Annotated in this window: 12 protein-coding genes and 1 tRNA gene; 8 read left to right on the top strand and 5 right to left on the bottom strand. The window is 64.7% G+C overall.

Annotated features, from left to right (window positions below):
* Position 1 precedes the first annotated feature (1 nt).
* Entirely contained in the window at positions 2–1,057 is a 1,056-nt protein-coding gene (locus tag C167_RS0105235) for a putative 2-aminoethylphosphonate ABC transporter ATP-binding protein (RefSeq protein WP_017517205.1), read from the bottom strand.
* 484 nt (positions 1,058–1,541) lie between these two features.
* The gene (locus tag C167_RS0105230) at positions 1,542–2,393 is read right to left on the bottom strand and encodes a LysR family transcriptional regulator (RefSeq protein ID WP_017517204.1); all 852 of its coding nucleotides are present in this window, start codon (positions 2,391–2,393) and stop codon (positions 1,542–1,544) included.
* 255 nt (positions 2,394–2,648) lie between these two features.
* On the opposite strand from C167_RS0105230, the gene wecB reads away from it, so the two are divergent.
* The 5 genes from wecB to C167_RS0105205 all read left to right on the top strand — a co-directional run bounded on the left by wecB (position 2,649) and on the right by C167_RS0105205 (position 11,204).
* Complete coding sequence (gene wecB / locus C167_RS0105225; RefSeq protein ID WP_017517203.1) at positions 2,649–3,803, top strand: non-hydrolyzing UDP-N-acetylglucosamine 2-epimerase; 1,155 nt, start codon at positions 2,649–2,651, stop codon at positions 3,801–3,803.
* Complete coding sequence (gene nrfB, locus C167_RS0105220) at positions 3,800–5,974, top strand: cyclic di-3',5'-guanylate-activated glycosyltransferase NrfB (RefSeq protein WP_017517202.1); 2,175 nt, start codon at positions 3,800–3,802, stop codon at positions 5,972–5,974. The genes wecB and nrfB overlap by 4 nt, the downstream gene beginning before the upstream one ends.
* On the top strand, positions 5,971–9,156 hold the full coding sequence (locus tag C167_RS0105215; protein ID WP_017517201.1) for an NfrA family protein: 3,186 nt from the start codon (positions 5,971–5,973) through the stop codon (positions 9,154–9,156). Before nrfB ends, C167_RS0105215 begins: the two co-directional genes overlap by 4 nt.
* Positions 9,156–10,031, top strand: coding sequence for a DUF4434 family protein (locus tag C167_RS0105210; RefSeq protein ID WP_017517200.1), 876 nt, complete (start codon positions 9,156–9,158; stop codon positions 10,029–10,031). The genes C167_RS0105215 and C167_RS0105210 overlap by 1 nt, the downstream gene beginning before the upstream one ends.
* 105 nt (positions 10,032–10,136) lie before the next feature.
* Positions 10,137–11,204 carry a sensor domain-containing diguanylate cyclase gene (locus C167_RS0105205; protein WP_017517199.1) on the top strand — a complete coding sequence of 356 codons (1,068 nt, stop codon included), beginning with the start codon at positions 10,137–10,139 and terminating at the stop codon, positions 11,202–11,204.
* Between the two features lie 48 nt (positions 11,205–11,252).
* Here the strand turns inward: C167_RS0105205 and C167_RS0105200 are convergent.
* Positions 11,253–11,329 (bottom strand) — tRNA-Arg (locus C167_RS0105200).
* 92 nt (positions 11,330–11,421) lie between these two features.
* Here C167_RS0105200 and C167_RS0105195 point away from each other — a divergent pair.
* Positions 11,422–11,898, top strand: coding sequence for a GNAT family N-acetyltransferase (locus tag C167_RS0105195; protein ID WP_017517198.1), 477 nt, complete (start codon positions 11,422–11,424; stop codon positions 11,896–11,898).
* Positions 11,899–11,900: 2 nt separating this feature from the next.
* Here the strand turns inward: C167_RS0105195 and phnN are convergent, their stop codons facing one another.
* On the bottom strand, positions 11,901–12,461 hold the full coding sequence (phnN, locus tag C167_RS0105190) for a phosphonate metabolism protein/1,5-bisphosphokinase (PRPP-forming) PhnN (protein WP_026078817.1): 561 nt from the start codon (positions 12,459–12,461) through the stop codon (positions 11,901–11,903).
* A 487-nt stretch (positions 12,462–12,948) separates the two neighbouring features.
* Between phnN and amrZ the strand changes: the two genes are divergently transcribed.
* Positions 12,949–13,281, top strand: a complete 333-nt coding sequence (gene amrZ, locus C167_RS0105185; protein ID WP_017517196.1) for a transcriptional regulator AmrZ — start codon at positions 12,949–12,951, stop codon at positions 13,279–13,281.
* Between the two features lie 125 nt (positions 13,282–13,406).
* Here the strand turns inward: amrZ and mgtE are convergent, their stop codons facing one another.
* Entirely contained in the window at positions 13,407–14,849 is a 1,443-nt protein-coding gene (gene mgtE, locus C167_RS0105180) for a magnesium transporter (RefSeq protein WP_017517195.1), read from the bottom strand.
* Between the two features lie 322 nt (positions 14,850–15,171).
* Between mgtE and bamE the strand changes: the two genes are divergently transcribed.
* Positions 15,172–15,696 (top strand): outer membrane protein assembly factor BamE domain-containing protein, encoded by a 525-nt coding sequence (gene bamE, locus C167_RS0105175; protein WP_017517194.1) that lies wholly within the window; start codon positions 15,172–15,174, stop codon positions 15,694–15,696.
* Positions 15,697–15,782 lie beyond the last annotated feature (86 nt).

The raw sequence follows: 15,782 nt of genomic DNA, 5'->3' as shown, positions 1-15,782 counted from the left end.
CTCAGGCGAACACCTGCAGGCTGCGCGGTGGCAGCGACACCCAGATGTCCGGCGTGCCCAGGCGCGGCATGTCTTCGGGCGCGAGCTCCGCCAGCAACGCGTGGCCGGGCAGTTGCTCCAGCTCGAAGCTCATGCGGCAACGGTTACCGAGGAAGGTGATCTCGCGGACCTGCGCGCGGAACAGGTTTTCCTGATGCACGGCGGGGTTCACGCTGATCGCCTCCGGGCGGCAGAACAGCCGGCCCGAGGCGCTCGACGCCTGGCTGTGCAGGCGCAGGTTGAGGCTGCCAACACGAGCATGGCCATCGCTGCCGCGCTCGAACGGCAGCCAGTTGCCCTGGCCGACGAACTCGGCGACGAAGGGTGTGCTCGGGGTGCTGTAGATTTCCTGGGCAGTGCCGTACTGCTCGATGCGCCCGTGGTTCATCACCGCGATGCGATCGGCCATCAGCATGGCCTCGTCCTGGTTGTGGGTGACCATCACGGTGGTGATGCCCAGGCGCTTCTGCAGCTGGCGCAGCTCGCCGCACAGGTGCTCGCGGACACGGGCGTCCAGCGCCGACATGGGTTCGTCGAGCAGCAGTAACGAAGGGCTCGGCGCCAGCGCACGGGCCATGGCAACGCGCTGCTGCTGGCCGCCGGAGAGTTGGCCGGGGTACTTCTTCTCGCTGCCGGTGAGACCGACCAGTTCGAGCATCTCGGCAACACGGCGGCGCGCTTCGTCCTTGCTGGCGTTGGTCAGGCCATAGGCGATGTTCTGCTCGACCGTGAGGTTGGGGAACAGTGCATAGGACTGGAACAGGATGCCGTAGTCCCGCGCCTGCGGCGGCAAGTTCGAGACATCGCGCTCGCCCAGATGCAGGCTGCCATCGTCCTGTTGCTCCAGGCCCGCGATGCAGCGCAGCAGCGTGGTCTTGCCGCACCCGGAAGGACCGAGCAGGCAGACCAGCTCACCGGCCTTGACGTCCAGCGACACGCCGGCGAGGGCGACGAACTGGCCGAAGCGCTTGCGGATGTGGCGCACGCTGAGCGGTGTGCCGGTGAGGGTGGGATGCATGGCGGTACCTCGTCTTCTTGTGGTCCACGCCGCGTGAGCCATGGCGTGAAGGAACGAGGTCCATGCTAGGGACGGATTGCGACGGCACTATTGCCAAAGGGCCAAGTGCGCCGATAGATCCATAGGCAGATTTGGGTATGGGGGTGAAAAAATTTTCGTAGATGCGCCTCGCCCAGGAGTCCCTCCTACAGGAAAGACATGCTCCGGCTACGGCTTATAAAAGACTTCCAGAGAAACAGCCGCACACTCCGGACCGCCCCGTTCAACGAGAGAATTTTTCGCCTAGGCGAAAAACCGGATGACAGGGGCAAGACCTTTGCCTCCTTTGGATCTTTCCAAAGGAGGTCGCCCGAGGGGGCGAAACAAGATCTCACCGCGGACGCCAAAGCGGCGCTGAAATACAAAAGCCGAAGCAGGAAAGCCTGTGGGCACGCACCGGCTCCGCCAACGAATCGGGGGTATGGCCTGTGCCAGGAATCAGCCTCTACACCTGCGCCAACGCCAGAAACGCACTCGGCAACCGCGCCTGTCGCCGATCCTTCAGGCAATACAGGTACTCATCGATCAGGCTCGCGCCCTTGATCTGAAGCACGCACAACTGCGGGTTATCCGGCACCTCCTGGCGGGCGATGATGCTCACGCCGAGGTTGCGGATCACCGCCTCGCGGATCGACTCGCGGCTGCCGATCTCCAGCATGGACGCCGGCGTCACCCCCGCCTGCTGCAACATCGCCTCGGTCAGCTGACGGGTCGTCGAGCCCGCCTCGCGCATCAGCAGGCAATGATTGCGCAAGTCGCCCAGGCACACCGACTGCAGCGCCGCCAGCGGATGGCTGCGGTGCACCGCCAGCACCAGCGGATCGCTCCCCAGCACCACGCGGGTCAGGCGCGCATCGTCCACCTGCTGCGAGGAAGCGGCGAGGTCCACCCGGCATTCGATCAGCGACTCGAGCACCTGCTGGGAGTTACCGATCTCCACCGACACTTCGATCTGCGGGAAGCGCTCGCGGAAGCTCTTGATCAGCCCGAGCACGTAATAAGGTGAGGTGGCGCCGATGCGCAGGGCCCCCTGCAACTGCCCGCAGTTGCGCAGGTAGAACTCGATGTCGGCTTCCTGCTGCAGCAACGCCTCGACCATTGGCAACAGGCGCACACCCTCGTCGCTCAGGGTCAGGCGTCGTCCGCCGCGATAGAACAGCTCCACCGCGTACTGGCTTTCCAGGTTGCGGATCTGCGTGGTCACGGTCGGCTGGCTGAGACCGAGCTTCTTTGCCGCCTGAGTGATACTTCCGAGCTTTGCAACTCGATAAAACGCCTTCAGTTCCGCGCTGAGCATCTACTTGACCGGCCTCTCGAAAAATTTGCCCATAATTTTCCTGCACGACGGCGGAAATTCGGCGCCAGCCCACTGACGACGGGGCCTGCAGCGGGGCGACAGAAGACCTTGAAAGGTCAATATACCTGACCTGAATCACTGGCGCGCTCCATTGCGGCTGGACAGCCCGGACTTGAGCGACTTTCATTGCCCTTGGAAAAATCCCACACGGAAAACCGAAGGCGGCCTCACAAGGGTGCGCCCAAGGAGCAATTGATGAAGTACAAAGTCACCATGGTTTTCGGAACCCGCCCGGAAGCCATCAAGATGGCCCCCCTCGCCCGCGTCCTCCGCCGCACTCCCGAAATCGAACTGCGCATCTGTTCGACCGGCCAGCACCGCGAGATGCTACAGCAAGTGCTGGACTCCTTCGAACTGCAGGTGGACGAAGACCTCGACGTCATGACCCAGGGGCAGACGCTCAATAGCCTGTCCCTGCAGATGATGGGCAAGCTGGACGACAGCTACGACCGTCATCGGCCGGACATCGTGCTGGTCCACGGTGATACCACCACCAGTTTCATCGCCGCCCTCACCGCCTTTCACCGGCAGATCCCGGTGGGGCACGTCGAGGCCGGCCTGCGTACCGGCAACATCCACCAGCCCTGGCCGGAAGAAGCCAACCGCCGCCTCACCGCGGTGATCGCCGACCTGCATTTCCCGCCGACCAAGGCCTCGCGCGACAACCTCCTGCGCGAAGGGGTGAACATCGACCAGATCGAGGTCACCGGCAACACGGTGATCGACGCCCTGCTGTGGATGCGCGAGCACCTGCACGAAACCCAGTGGACACCTGCTGCCGACTCGCCCCTGGCCCAGTTCACCGGGGATCGCCGCGTGGTGCTGATCACCGGCCACCGCCGGGAGAACTTCGGCAAGGGTTTCGAACGCATCTGCCAGGCCCTGGCCGAGCTTGCCCAGCGCTTCCCCGACGTGGACTTCGTCTATCCGGTACACCTCAATCCGCAAGTGCAGAAAGCCGTCTACGGCCTGCTCTCGGACAAGCCCAACATCCACCTGATCGCCCCGCAGGACTACCAGCACTTCGTCTGGCTGATGGACCGCGCCTACATCATCCTCACCGACTCGGGCGGCATCCAGGAAGAAGCCCCGGCGCTGGGCAAACCGCTGCTGGTACTGCGCCGCGTCACCGAGCGCCCGGCCGTGCTGGAAGGCGGCACCGTGGTGCTGGTGGGCACCAACACCAGCCGCATCGTCAGCGAAGCCAGCCATCTGCTGCGCGACGAGGAAGTCTACGAGCAGATGAGCCGGGTCTTCAGTCCTTACGGCGACGGCCACGCCAGCGAGAAGATCGTTGCCCGGCTGCTCTCCTGGTTCGGTGAAACGCGCACAGCAAGCGAGTTCGAATGAGCCTGGAACTGGTCGATATCCTCACTTACGTTCTCTATGCCCTGAAGTACCTGGCGATCATCCTGGCCGCGCTGATGTTCCTGCTCGGCCTGGACGACCTGTTCATCGACCTGGTGTATTGGGGCCGGGTGCTGGTGCGGCGCTTCCGCATCTACAACCGTTTCGACCGGGCCGACGAGGAACGTCTCTTTGCCGCCCCGGAGAAGCCGCTGGCGATCATGGTGCCAGCCTGGAACGAGGTCGGCGTGGTGGGCGAGATGGCCCGCCTGGCGGCCTCCACCCTGGACTACGAGAACTACCAGATCTTCGTCGGTACCTACCCCAACGATCCGCAGACCCAGGCCGACGTGGACGCGGTGTGCCTGCACTACCCCAACGTGCACAAGGTGGTCTGCGCGCGCCCCGGGCCCACCAGCAAGGCGGACTGCCTGAACAACATCATCGACGCGATCCTGCGCTTCGAGGCCGATGCCCGCATCGAGTTCTCCGGCTTCATTTTGCATGACGCCGAAGACGTCATCTCGCCGCTGGAACTGCGCCTGTTCAACTACCTGTTGCCGGCCAAGGACCTGATCCAGATCCCGGTGTACCCCTATGCCCCGGAGTGGACCGGCTTCACCGCCGGCCACTACGTCGACGAGTTCGCCGAGAACCACGGCAAGGACGTGCCGGTGCGCGAGGCGCTGACCGGCCAGGTGCCCAGCGCCGGCGTCGGTACCTGCTTCAGTCGCCGCGCCATCGCCGCGCTGCTGGAAGATGGCGACGGCATTGCCTTCGACGTGCAGAGTCTCACCGAGGACTACGACATCGGCTTCCGCCTCAAGCAGAAGGGCATGAAGTGCATCTTCGCCCGCTACTCCATCACCGACCCGCAGCTGGCGCTGAAAAGCGACTGGGTGCCGGGCATGGACCGGCGTTTCTCCCAGGTCATCTGCGTGCGCGAACACTTCCCGCGCACCTGGCAGCACGCCATCCGGCAGAAATCCCGGTGGATCACCGGCATCGTCTTCCAGGGCACGCGCAACCTGGGCTGGAGCAGCAAGACCATGCTCAACTACTTCCTCTGGCGCGACCGCCGAGGGCTGATCGCCTATCTGCTGAGCTTCCTGGTCAACCTGTTGTTCCTGGTACTGATCACCCTGTGGCTGATCACCACCCTGGCGCCCAACGCCTGGCACTTCCCGTCGATCCTCGAGGGCAGCCGGTTGCTGGTGGTACTGCTGTTCCTCAACGGGCTGATGCTGCTCAACCGGCTGTTCCAGCGCTTCTGGTTCGTCACCCGCTTCTACGGCATCTTCGAGGGGCTGCTGTCGGCGCCGCGGATGATGTGGAGCAACTTCGTCAACTTCTTCGCCAACCTGCGCGCCCTCAAGCAGGTGATGGAAATGGGCGACTCGCGCCGGGTGGCCTGGGACAAGACCACCCACGAGTTCCCCGCGCTCGCCGGCCCACAGCGCACGCCGCTGGGCCAACGCCTGATCCAGCAGGGGCTGATCACCGAGGAACAGCTGCAATCGGCACTGACCAGCCCGGTGCGCCGGCGCCTGGGCCGCGAACTGCTGCTGCGCGAGTTGATCACCAGCACCCAGTTGGTGGAAACCCTGGCTGAGGAACTGGGCGAGGAATGGGCGCCCCTCAACCCCTTCACCCTCGACGAGAAGCTGATCCAGGCGCTGCCGCGCAAGCTGGCCCTGCGCTACGCGGTGCTGCCGGTGGCCATCGAAGGCGACACCCTGGTGCTGGCCAGCGAACAGCAGATCAGCCAGGTCTCACTTGGCGCCATCAGTCGTCAGCTCAAGCGCCCGGTACGCGGCCGCCTGGCTCCCCAGGGGCGCGTCACCCTCGGTTTGCGGCACTGGTACGGCGGCCGTAACCAGACCGACGAAACCCGCGCCATCATCGACGTGCTCAGGCAGCGCCAGGGCGACGAAGCCCTGATGGAGCGCCTCAGCGGGCACGTGGTGATGTTCGGCGCCCTGCTGCAGGTGCGCGGGATGGTCCCGCCCAGCCTGTTCAACCAGGCTTTGATCGACTTCGACCCGGAGCAGGACTCCCTTGGCGAGCACCTGATCAGGCGCGGAATGATTACCCAGCAGGTGCTCGAGGAAGCGCTCCAGGAACAGGCCAGCGAGCAGCACGAGGCCTATCGCATCGCCCGGGAGGCCGTGTGAAACCGCAACATCCCCTGCTTTATTGCCTGATCCTGGCGAGCATCGCCGCGCCACTGGCGCAGGCCGCCGACGATCAGCTCAGCGAATTCCAGCGTTTCCGCAGCTTTCCCTACCTCGACAAGGGCTACAAGGAAGCGAAGAAGAACAACTGGGCGGAAGTCGAACGCCTGATGCGCCACCTGCTGGACCGTGTGCCGAACAACACCGAGGCGCGCTCCCTTCTGATCCAATCCCTGGCCAAGCAGCAGCGTTTCGCCGAGGCCGAGCAGGAAGCCCAGTCCCTGGCCGGCACCGTCACTGGCGCGCAAGCCCTGACCGAACTGCGCCTGGACCTGATCGAGAACGGCCCGCCGCCTGAAGCCCAGGTCAACCAGTGGCTGGCTCACACCAGCAACGCCAATGAGCGTGTGCGCCTGTGGCAGGCCTACAGCCTCAAGCTCGGCCAGACCCAGGGCGCCGCCAAGGCGCTGGACTGGCTCGGCACCCTGCCGCCGGGCAACGACGGTCGGGTGCTGCGCGAGGCCCGCGCCAACTGGGCCGAACAGCTGCGCGACTGGGACACCACCATCGCCCAGCTCGCCCCGCTGGCCACGGCCCATCAGCTTTCGACCGAGGATTGGCGGCGCCTGGCCAATGCCTACGCCCAGCGCCTGGATGAAAAAGCGCTGGAGCAGCTGATCCAGCAGGCTCCGGATGCCAAGGCCGCACGCCAGGCGCGACTGGCGATCATCGACCGGGCCATCGCCGTCGAGCAGACTGAGGTCGCCAAGCGCTGGCTGCTCACCCTGCCCGAGCAGGACCGCAACGACCCGGCACGCCAGGCGCAACTGCTGGAGGTCGCCCGTGACAGCAGCGACACGGCGCTGGTGGAAAAACTCAGTGACGCACAGAACCGCCCCTGTCTGGAAACCACCGAATGGCTGTCGCGCCATGACCAGGCCGCAGCGCTGCAGAAACTTGCGCAGTGCAAGCCCGCTGACGACCCGAAGACTTGGCTGGTGCTGGCCCAACGCCTGGACGCTACCGGCCTGCTGGAAACCACCCGCCTGCCCGAGCCCTGGGACACGACCCGGCGCAACCAACTGGTGGACTCCTGGCGCCGCCAGGGGCGCACCGACCTGGCACTGGCCTGGCTTTCGCGCCAGCCGCAGACACCCGATACCGTACGCCAGCGCGCCGAGCTACTGCAGGCCCGTGGCCGCACCGGCGAAGCAGCGGCACTGTGGGAGCAACGCTACCGCCAGACCGGCGACCTCAAGGCGCTTGATCAGGCCAGTTACCTCGCCCTCAACGCCGGGCGAACCGAGCGCGCCAGGCAATTGCTGGAAAGCGCCTACGACCGCCGCGGCGGCAACCTGCCGCCTGCGCTGCTGCAACGCCTGGCCAGCATCCACGCGCGCAGCGAGACACCTCTGGATGTCGCGCGCATCGAAGCCCTGCTGCCCAAGGCCGACCCGGTCTCGCGCGGCTACCTGCTCGGTCGTCTGGCCGAAGCCGGGCGCTGCGACGCCCTGCAACGCTATCTGAGCCCGGATTCGAACACCCCCGGCGAACTGCGAGCCCTGGGCCGCTGTTCCATGCCCGCGCGCCCCGGCGAAGCGGTGGTCTACTACCAGGCCGCCCTCGCCCACGGCGACAAACAAAGCCAGCTGCCACTGGCCTACGCCCTGGAAGCCGCCGGTGACCCGGCCGGTGCGCTGCGCATCTTCAACGCCCTGCCCGCCAACGAACTCAACGACAACGCGCGCCTCACCGCCAGCCGCGCCGCGCTGCTCACCCACGACAATGCCGGCGCCGAGCGCTACTGGCAGCAGGCGAAGAAGGGCAGCGCGGATGACTGGGCCCTGGGCGCCAACATCGCCGACGCCCGCGGCGACTATTCTCAGGCACTTTCGCGACACCGCGAGGCGCTCAAACACGAGCCCGGCGGCCAGCATTTCTACAACGCCGCCGGCAGCGCACAGAAGGCCGGCGACAAGCAGCAGAGCAAGCTCTGGCTGGCCGAGGCAGTACGCCGCGAACCGGACAACCCACGTTTCCGCGCCGACTACGGCATGCGCCTGGCCGGCACCGACACGCCGGAAGAGCGGCGTACCGCAATCCCCTATCTGGAGCGCGCCACCCGCGACTACCCCGAGGACTTCCGCCTGGGCGAAACCCTCGCCTGGCGCTACGACGAGGCTGAGGACAGCTTCGCCGCCCGGCGTGAACTGCGCCGGGTGATCGACCTGGAACAGGACCCGGTCGCCGCCGACGACGAATATGGCAGCCTGGAAGCCCGTCGCTTCCGCCAGCGCCGCGCACACCAGGTGATGTCCCAGCGCGACAACCTGACTATTGCCAGCACCTGGTCGCCCGCTGGCGTCACCACGGTGCCGATCCTCTATGGCGATAACCAGACCGGCGACCGCCGACGCGCGCAATCGCAGAACCTGCAGACGTTCATCTGGGATCATGCGCTGGGCGAGGAACCGACCCGCAATGGCAGCACCCTGTCGGTGTATGGCCGGGCGATTGCCGGAAATGAAGGGCGCAAGCAATACACCCAGACCCTCGCCGCCGGTTTCGGCCTGCGCTACAAGCCCTTCGGCGACTACAACCTCAACCTCTACAGCGAGCTGTACAAGCAGAATACGGTGAAGAACGACGGCGACTCCGAAGACGCCTTCGACGGCATCCGCCTGCACGAGATCGGTACGCCGGAGAAGTTCGAGCGCTACGTACGCCAGCGTGACAAGTACGGCCAGACCTCCACCGACTTCCTGCTGCGCGCCACCGCCTCCTTCCTCGATCAGGGCGAGTACCGCAACGACTGGCGCGTGGACGAGAGCGACTGGGGCGAGCGCTTCCTCTACACCGACTTCGCCTGGTGGACCCATGCCGGCGATCACCAGTGGGTCTCGCGCTACCAGCAGGGCCACACCTGGAAGCTGCCCGTGGATTCGCCGCAGACGATCATGCCCTACGGCTTTGCCGAATTCTCCGCCCAGGACCCGAGCAACGACTGGCGCCAGGACCTGCGCAGCGGCGTCGGCCTGCGCTGGCAGTACTGGTACGGCGAGGACCGCTACAACGCCTACCGCGCCCACGTCACCGTGCGCACCGAATACCAGCTGGGCATGGCCGGCAATCTCTATGAACAGGCCAACGGCTGGCTGGTGGGATTGGAGGTGAACTTCTGATGCGCCGTCTGATTTTCGCGCTCGCCCTGCTCTTTTCCACTGTCTCGGCGCAGGCCGATGAACGCCTGTTCTATCAGCCGCTGAATGTCGATGCCGCGTTGAGCGACACGCAGTGGCAGCAGGTCTGGCGCGCCAGCGCGGCGCAGGGTGCAAAGACCCTGATCGTGCAATGGACCGCCTATGGTGACTCCGACTTCGGTGGCGCCAACGGCTGGCTCGCACGCTCTCTGAAAAGCGCCCACGACAACGGCCTGCAACTGGTCCTCGGGCTGTACATGGATCCGGCCTACTACCAGCGCCAGAGCGAGCTGGACACGCCCAGCCTGGAAGCCTACTGGCAGCACCAGCTGGGCCGCTCCCTGGCGCAGCAGCGCAAGATCAGCGAGCAATGGAAACTGCCGGTTTCCGCCTGGTACCTGCCGATGGAGCTGGACGACTGGAACTTCCAGGCCGTCGAGCGCCGCCAGGCCCTGCAGCGTCAGCTCAAGGACTTCGCCGGACAACTCAAGGCGCCGCTGCAATTGAGCGCGTTCTCCGGCGGCAAACTGGCGCCGCAGGTGTATGGCGACTGGCTGGGGCAGATCGCCGGGCTTGGCGTGCAGGTGTTGTGGCAGGACGGCGCCGGCACCGGTGCGCTGCCCGAGCGCGTGCGCCAGGCCTACGCCGGTGCCCTGCCTTGCTCGGTCGGCATCGTCCGCGAAGCCTTCCGCCAGACCAGCACCGCCGACCAGCCGTTCCGCGCCGAGCCTGCCGCGCCTTCCAGCGCGTCCACCGGCTGCCACGCCAGCGCCGTATTCGAGGTGCGCTACCGGCCCTGGGGCAAGGTGCTGCTGGACAACCAGCGCGCCCACCCCAGTCCTTCCGCCACGCCCTGAAACATTGCCGAAAAATTGCCCCCACGATTCGCCCCGCCCGCTTGGGCGGGGCGATTGGGGTTCGGCTATGCTCGCGCCAGCGACCCCACACCCCCAGGGCGGTTCATGTTCAAGACCATTGAATCCGAAGTACTCAAGCAAAGCGTCCCGGCCGGGATCAGGGCTGAATTCCTTCAGCACGATTTCGAGCGACTCCATGGGCTCAGCCTGCTGATCTTTGCCGTGAGCGCCGGCATGTGGCTGCTCTTCGACCTCATCGTGAGCTTCCAGGCCGGCCAGGGCTTCACCTATGTCTCGGTGATCTTCCTCGGCATGTTCTTCCTCATCACCGTGATGGCCAGTTTCGTGCGCAAGGCCACGCACTTCCATTGGCTCAACCTGGCCTTCGTCATCACCTTCAGCTTCGGCGCGCGGCTGGTGATCGACGGCCTGCCGGAAATCCTCCGGCCGGCCTGGCTGGTGATCGCCGCCGCCACGGTGCTCTATAGCGCCACCGCTATGCCACTCAACGCTGTCGCTTTCTACTCGGTGTTGGCAGTGACCTGGACCTTCCTCAACCCACTGCTGGGCGACGTGCCGGCCCTGGACGCACGGCGCAGCATGCTGGTCTGCTACCCGCTGTTCATCAGTGCGCTGTCGATCTACATCTTCCACCACCTGAGCAAGGCCAAGCTGTACAACTACGCCATGGCAAGGCTGCTGCTGGATCAGGCCTACCTCGACGTGCTCACCAACATCCCCAACCGCCGCTCCTTCCTGACTCGCGTAGGCCAGCGCCTGGAGGGTGACGGCGAGCAGCGCTACCTGGCGATGGTCGACATCGACCACTTCAAGCGGGTCAACGACACCTATGGGCACGACGTAGGCGATGAAGTGCTTGCCCGGGTCGCGCGCACCATCAAGGAGGAAATGCAGGACTTCGAGTTCGCGCGCCTGGGCGGCGAGGAGTTCGGCCTGTACCTGTGGGGGATCAGCGCGGAGGACGCACAGTCGCGGGTCGAGAAATTGCGCCGCCTCACAGCCGAGCTGCCCGGCACGCCCAAGGTCACCATCAGCCTGGGCCTGGCCCATGTCACGGCCGATGGAACCCTGAGCCAGGCCCTGATCAAGGCCGACCAGGCGCTCTACGAGGCCAAGCACAAAGGGCGCAACCGGGTGACCTACTCGCCTTGAGCGACAGCCGGAAACGACAAAGGCCCGCAGATGCGGGCCTTGGCGTTCTGGTGTCCCGGAGAGGGGTCGAACCTCCAACCTTCCCCTTAGGAGGGGGACGCTCTATCCAATTGAGCTACCGGGACAATCGGGTCGGCATGTTAACCACCGACGGACGATTTGTCATGCCGCCGCCACCGACCCGGTTCATAATTTCGCCGTCAGCCGGAGAAAGACCATGACCACAGACGACGGCGTCCTGCCCGATTCCCCCTTTGCCACCTTCGATGTACGCGTCGCTTCGGCCGGTGATGCGGCGGCCCTCGCGCCGCTGCTCCAGCAGTTGGGCACGAGCGACCCGCTGCCCGACACCGCACTGCTGGCGCTTGCGCTGGACAACCAACAGCCGTCGCGGGTGACGCTGGTCGCCGAGCGCGATGGCGCCCTGCTGGGCACCTGCACCCTGCACCTGATCGAACACATCGCCCACGGTTTCGCCCGCTCGGCGATCCTCGAGGACATGGTGGTGGACAGCCGCGCGCGCGGCCAGGGCATCGGCCAGGCGCTCATTGGCCGGGCCGTGGAATGGGCGCGGGACTGGAAGTGCTACAAGCTGGCGCTTTCCAGCCACCAGGACCGGGAAATGGCGCACCGCTTCTACGCAGCGATGGGTTTCGAGCCCCACGGCGTCAGTCTGTCGCTGAGCCTGGGCTGACCTCAGCCGGCCTGGGCGTCCGGCGGGGCGAGCAGATCGAGCAAATGGCTGACCGTCACCTGCAGGGACACCGAGTTGTCCAACTCCACCAGCGGCCCGGGCAGGCCATCGGCGAAGTGCGCATTGCGCGCGAGGCGCTCTTCGATTTCCACCGGCGTCTCCCGGCCTCGCCTGATCAGGCGTTGACGCAACACTGCGGAATCGACCCTCAGCAGCACCGCGATCAACTGTGGGTAACGACGGCGCGCCTCGGGCAAGTATTTCCGCGAGCCATTGACCAGCACGTCGTGGCCCGCGGCGAGCCAGTCGTCGATGTCGCGAGGAATGCCATAGTGCAGGCCGTTGGCGCGCCAGCTCATGGCGAAGGCGCCGGAGCGCTCCAGGGCGTTGAATTCTTCGGCGCTCACCGAATGCGCTTCTTCCCCGCGCGCCTCGGCAGAGCGGGTGATGACACGTCGGACGATCCGGCAATCCATCTGCGCCAGCGGAACGCTGGCGGCTTGCAACACGCTGTCCTTGCCGGAGCCGGAAGGGCCCATCAGGTAAATCAGTCTGCCAGGGATCATATGACTCTCGGTTCGCCGGCGGCTCGGCACTACTTCAATTCTGACCCGCGCGGGGGATAATACTCCGCGCCTTGTGCGATATCGGTGAAAACATCCTGCCAAATCCCCCTTCGAATGGCTGCCCACCTCGCTGTTTCGAGCTGTGCCATCATGCCCATCCGCGACGAAATACCCTTATCAGACTGCCCAACGGCAGACAGGGGCTTTACACCTATCGACTACGCTGAGGGAAGCGGCATATCGCCATTTTTCCCTTCAGGTCCCATCCAAAGAAGGGTCTGCCTAAGCGGTCTCATTTCGGACGATTGGTGCTGGCATTTAGCCTTCACCCGAGACACAATATGCCGAAGGTTTGACGTCAAGTTATTGGATTATTTTTCAAAAGCTTTGACGACGCGCTGAACGGCCATTGGAAATCGCTGTCAAAGGGCCTGAACCAACGCTGACCCATGGCATCGGCCTCCCTGACTTACAGGTTTAAAGTATGCGCCCATTGAAACAGGCAACCCCCACCTACTCCAGCCGTACTGCTGACAAATTCGTCGTACGTCTGCCCGAAGGCATGCGTGAGCGTATCGCCGACGTCGCTCGCAGCCACCACCGCAGCATGAACTCCGAGATCATTGCGCGTCTCGAACAGAGCCTGCTGCAGGAAGGCGCGCTGCAGGACAACCTCGGTATCCGTCTGGACAGCCCCGAACTCAGTCTGCACGAACGTGAACTGCTGCAACGCTTCCGCCAGCTGACCCACCGCCAGCAGAACGCGCTGATCGCCCTGATCGCGCACGATGCCGAAATGGCACAGAACGACGCCTGAGTCCTTCGCGACACTCGAAACAGCCGGCCTCGAGCCGGCTTTTTCATGCTCGCGGTTTACGGCTGCCACGGGAACGCGAGGCACAAAAAAGCCGCCTGGCAGGCGGCTTTTCGGCGGAGCTGGCGTCACATCAGGAACAGCGTGGCCAGTCCGAGGAAGATGAAGAAACCGCCGCTGTCGGTCATGGCGGTGATCATCACGCTGGAACCCATCGCCGGATCGCGCCCCAGACGCAGCAGTGTCATCGGAATCAACACGCCCATCAGCGCCGCGAGCAGCAGGTTCAGCGTCATGGCGCCGGTCATGACCGCGCCCAGTTCCCAGTTGCCGTACAGGTAGAACGCAACCAGGCCGATCACACCGCCCCATACCAGGCCATTCACCAGCGCTACACCGAGCTCCTTGCGCAGCAGGCGGTTGGCGCTGCTGGTCTGGATCTGGTCCAGAGCCATGGCACGGACGATCATGGTGATGGTCTGGTTGCCGGAGTTGCCGCCGATGCCGGCGACTATGGGCATCAGCGCGGCCAACGCCACCAGTTTCTCGATCGATCCTTCGAACAGGCCGATCACCCGCGAAGCGATGAAGGCGGTCACCAGGTTGGTGGCCAGCCAGGCCCAGCGGTTGCCGACCGACTTCCACACCGAGGCGAAGATGTCTTCCTCCTCGCGCAGACCGGCCATGTTGAGGACTTCGCTTTCGCTTTCCTCACGAATGAGGTCGACCATCTCGTCGATGGTCAGTCGGCCGATCAGCTTGCCGTTCTTGTCCACCACCGGGGCGGAAATCAGGTCGTAACGTTCGAACGCCTGGGCGGCGTCGTAGCCGTCTTCGTCGGGGCTGAAGGTCACCGGGTCGGTGGCCATGACTTCGGCTACGTCCTTGTCCGGATCGTTTACCAGCAGGCGCTTGATCGGCAACACACCCTTGAGCACGCCGTCATAGTCGACCACGAAGAGCTTGTCGGTATGGCCAGGCAGTTCCTTCAGGCGGCGCAGGTAGCGCAGCACCACTTCCAGGCTGACGTCATCGCGGATGGTGACCATCTCGAAGTCCATCAGCGCGCCGACCTGATCCTCCTCGTAGGACAGAGCTGAACGAACACGCTCGCGCTGCTGCTGATCGAGGGTCTCCATGAGCTCATGAACGACGTCGCGAGGCAGTTCCGGCGCCAGGTCCGCCAGTTCGTCGGCGTCCATCTCCCTGGCTGCGGCAAGGATCTCGTGATCGTCCATGTCGGCGATCAGGGTTTCCCGCACGGAATCCGATACTTCGAGAAGGATGTCGCCGTCGCGCTCGGCCTTGACCAACTGCCAGACCGTCAGGCGGTCGTCCAGCGGAAGGGATTCGAGGATATGGGCGATGTCGGCCGGGTGCAGCTCGTCCAGCTTGCGCTGGAGCTCCGCCAGGTTCTGGCGGTGCACGAGGTTTTCGACGAGGTCTTGATGCTGGCCTTCCTGACGGTGCGTCAGGTCTTCCACCAGCTTGTGCTTGTGCAGCAGGTCGACCACCTGGTTGAGGCGGTCCTGCAGGCTTTCCTGCGGCTTCTTGGCTTCTACTTCGGTCATAGCACGCTCCACCCCCAGTGGCAGAACGGGCCAGAGGGGATCAATACATCAGGTCGTGTGTACGCAATCGGGGTTCTGAGTAACTACTGGGTAAGTCCATGGTGGTGTCCCATGCGCCCATCGAGGGCAGATGCGGGAAATGATAACACTCCGGGGTGTATTAGGCGTTACAAAATGGCGGCAAGAACAATCGCTTGCAGGCGAAAGTTCACTGCTGAATCACTGCCCGGTTCGACGCCCGAAAGCTCCCACAGGACACCCGGCCCCGACTGACAAATTCCACTCCTAGGCTCCAGGCAGGCCCGCCATCCCGGAGGAAACCATGCGCCTGCCCGCCTTGCTCTGCTCACTCCTGATTCCTCTGGTACCGACCAGCGAGGCGGCCTCGGTGTTCCGCTGCACGGCGGCCGATGGCAGCGTGCTGTTCAGCCAGTATGGCTGCCCCGTGGAGCGCCAGCAGGAAATCCAGGAAGCAAGCAATCCCACACCCGGCAGCGGCGAATCGGTACCGACGGCGATCCCGCAGAAAATCGTCGTGCAGAAGCCTGTGGCGCGCAGCAGAGGCGCGAGCAAGGTAGTCGAGCGAGCGTCCGTCGTGGTGGTCGGCGAGCAGCAGAACGGCTGCGGCAACCGCGTCACCGGCAGCGCTCGGCGCAAGGCGATCATCGAGGGGCGCATCAGGACAGGCATGACGCGCAGCGACGTGGAGAGCGCCCTGGGACGACCCGACAGGGTCAGCCAGCACAACGAGACGCTGCGCTATCACTACGAAGCGGATAAGAAACACGGCGCTCGCGTCGTCACTTTCGATGAGGACGGCTGCGTGATGGGCAAGGCGAAGCGATGAGCAACCGAGCTTTTTCGAAGGCAAAGAAAAAGGGCCTGCATTTCTGCAGGCCCTTTCGGTATATGGCGCACTCAGGAGGATTCGAA

It is taken from the genome of Pseudomonas nitroreducens TX1, from assembly GCF_000313755.1.
Lineage (GTDB): Bacteria > Pseudomonadota > Gammaproteobacteria > Pseudomonadales > Pseudomonadaceae > Pseudomonas > Pseudomonas nitroreducens_A.
This window is presented reverse-complemented; position numbering and strand designations above follow the sequence as displayed.

Coding starts and splice junctions, on each gene's coding strand:
- mgtE (WP_017517195.1), bottom strand. CDS start 14,849: ATGACCGAAGTAGAAGCCAAGAAGCCGCAGGAAAGCCTGCAGGACCGC.
- C167_RS0105235 (WP_017517205.1), bottom strand. CDS start 1,057: ATGCATCCCACCCTCACCGGCACACCGCTCAGCGTGCGCCACATCCGC.
- C167_RS0105210 (WP_017517200.1), top strand. CDS start 9,156: ATGCGCCGTCTGATTTTCGCGCTCGCCCTGCTCTTTTCCACTGTCTCG.
- bamE (WP_017517194.1), top strand. CDS start 15,172: ATGCGCCTGCCCGCCTTGCTCTGCTCACTCCTGATTCCTCTGGTACCG.
- wecB (WP_017517203.1), top strand. CDS start 2,649: ATGAAGTACAAAGTCACCATGGTTTTCGGAACCCGCCCGGAAGCCATC.
- nrfB (WP_017517202.1), top strand. CDS start 3,800: ATGAGCCTGGAACTGGTCGATATCCTCACTTACGTTCTCTATGCCCTG.
- C167_RS0105195 (WP_017517198.1), top strand. CDS start 11,422: ATGACCACAGACGACGGCGTCCTGCCCGATTCCCCCTTTGCCACCTTC.
- amrZ (WP_017517196.1), top strand. CDS start 12,949: ATGCGCCCATTGAAACAGGCAACCCCCACCTACTCCAGCCGTACTGCT.
- C167_RS0105230 (WP_017517204.1), bottom strand. CDS start 2,393: ATGCTCAGCGCGGAACTGAAGGCGTTTTATCGAGTTGCAAAGCTCGGA.
- C167_RS0105205 (WP_017517199.1), top strand. CDS start 10,137: ATGTTCAAGACCATTGAATCCGAAGTACTCAAGCAAAGCGTCCCGGCC.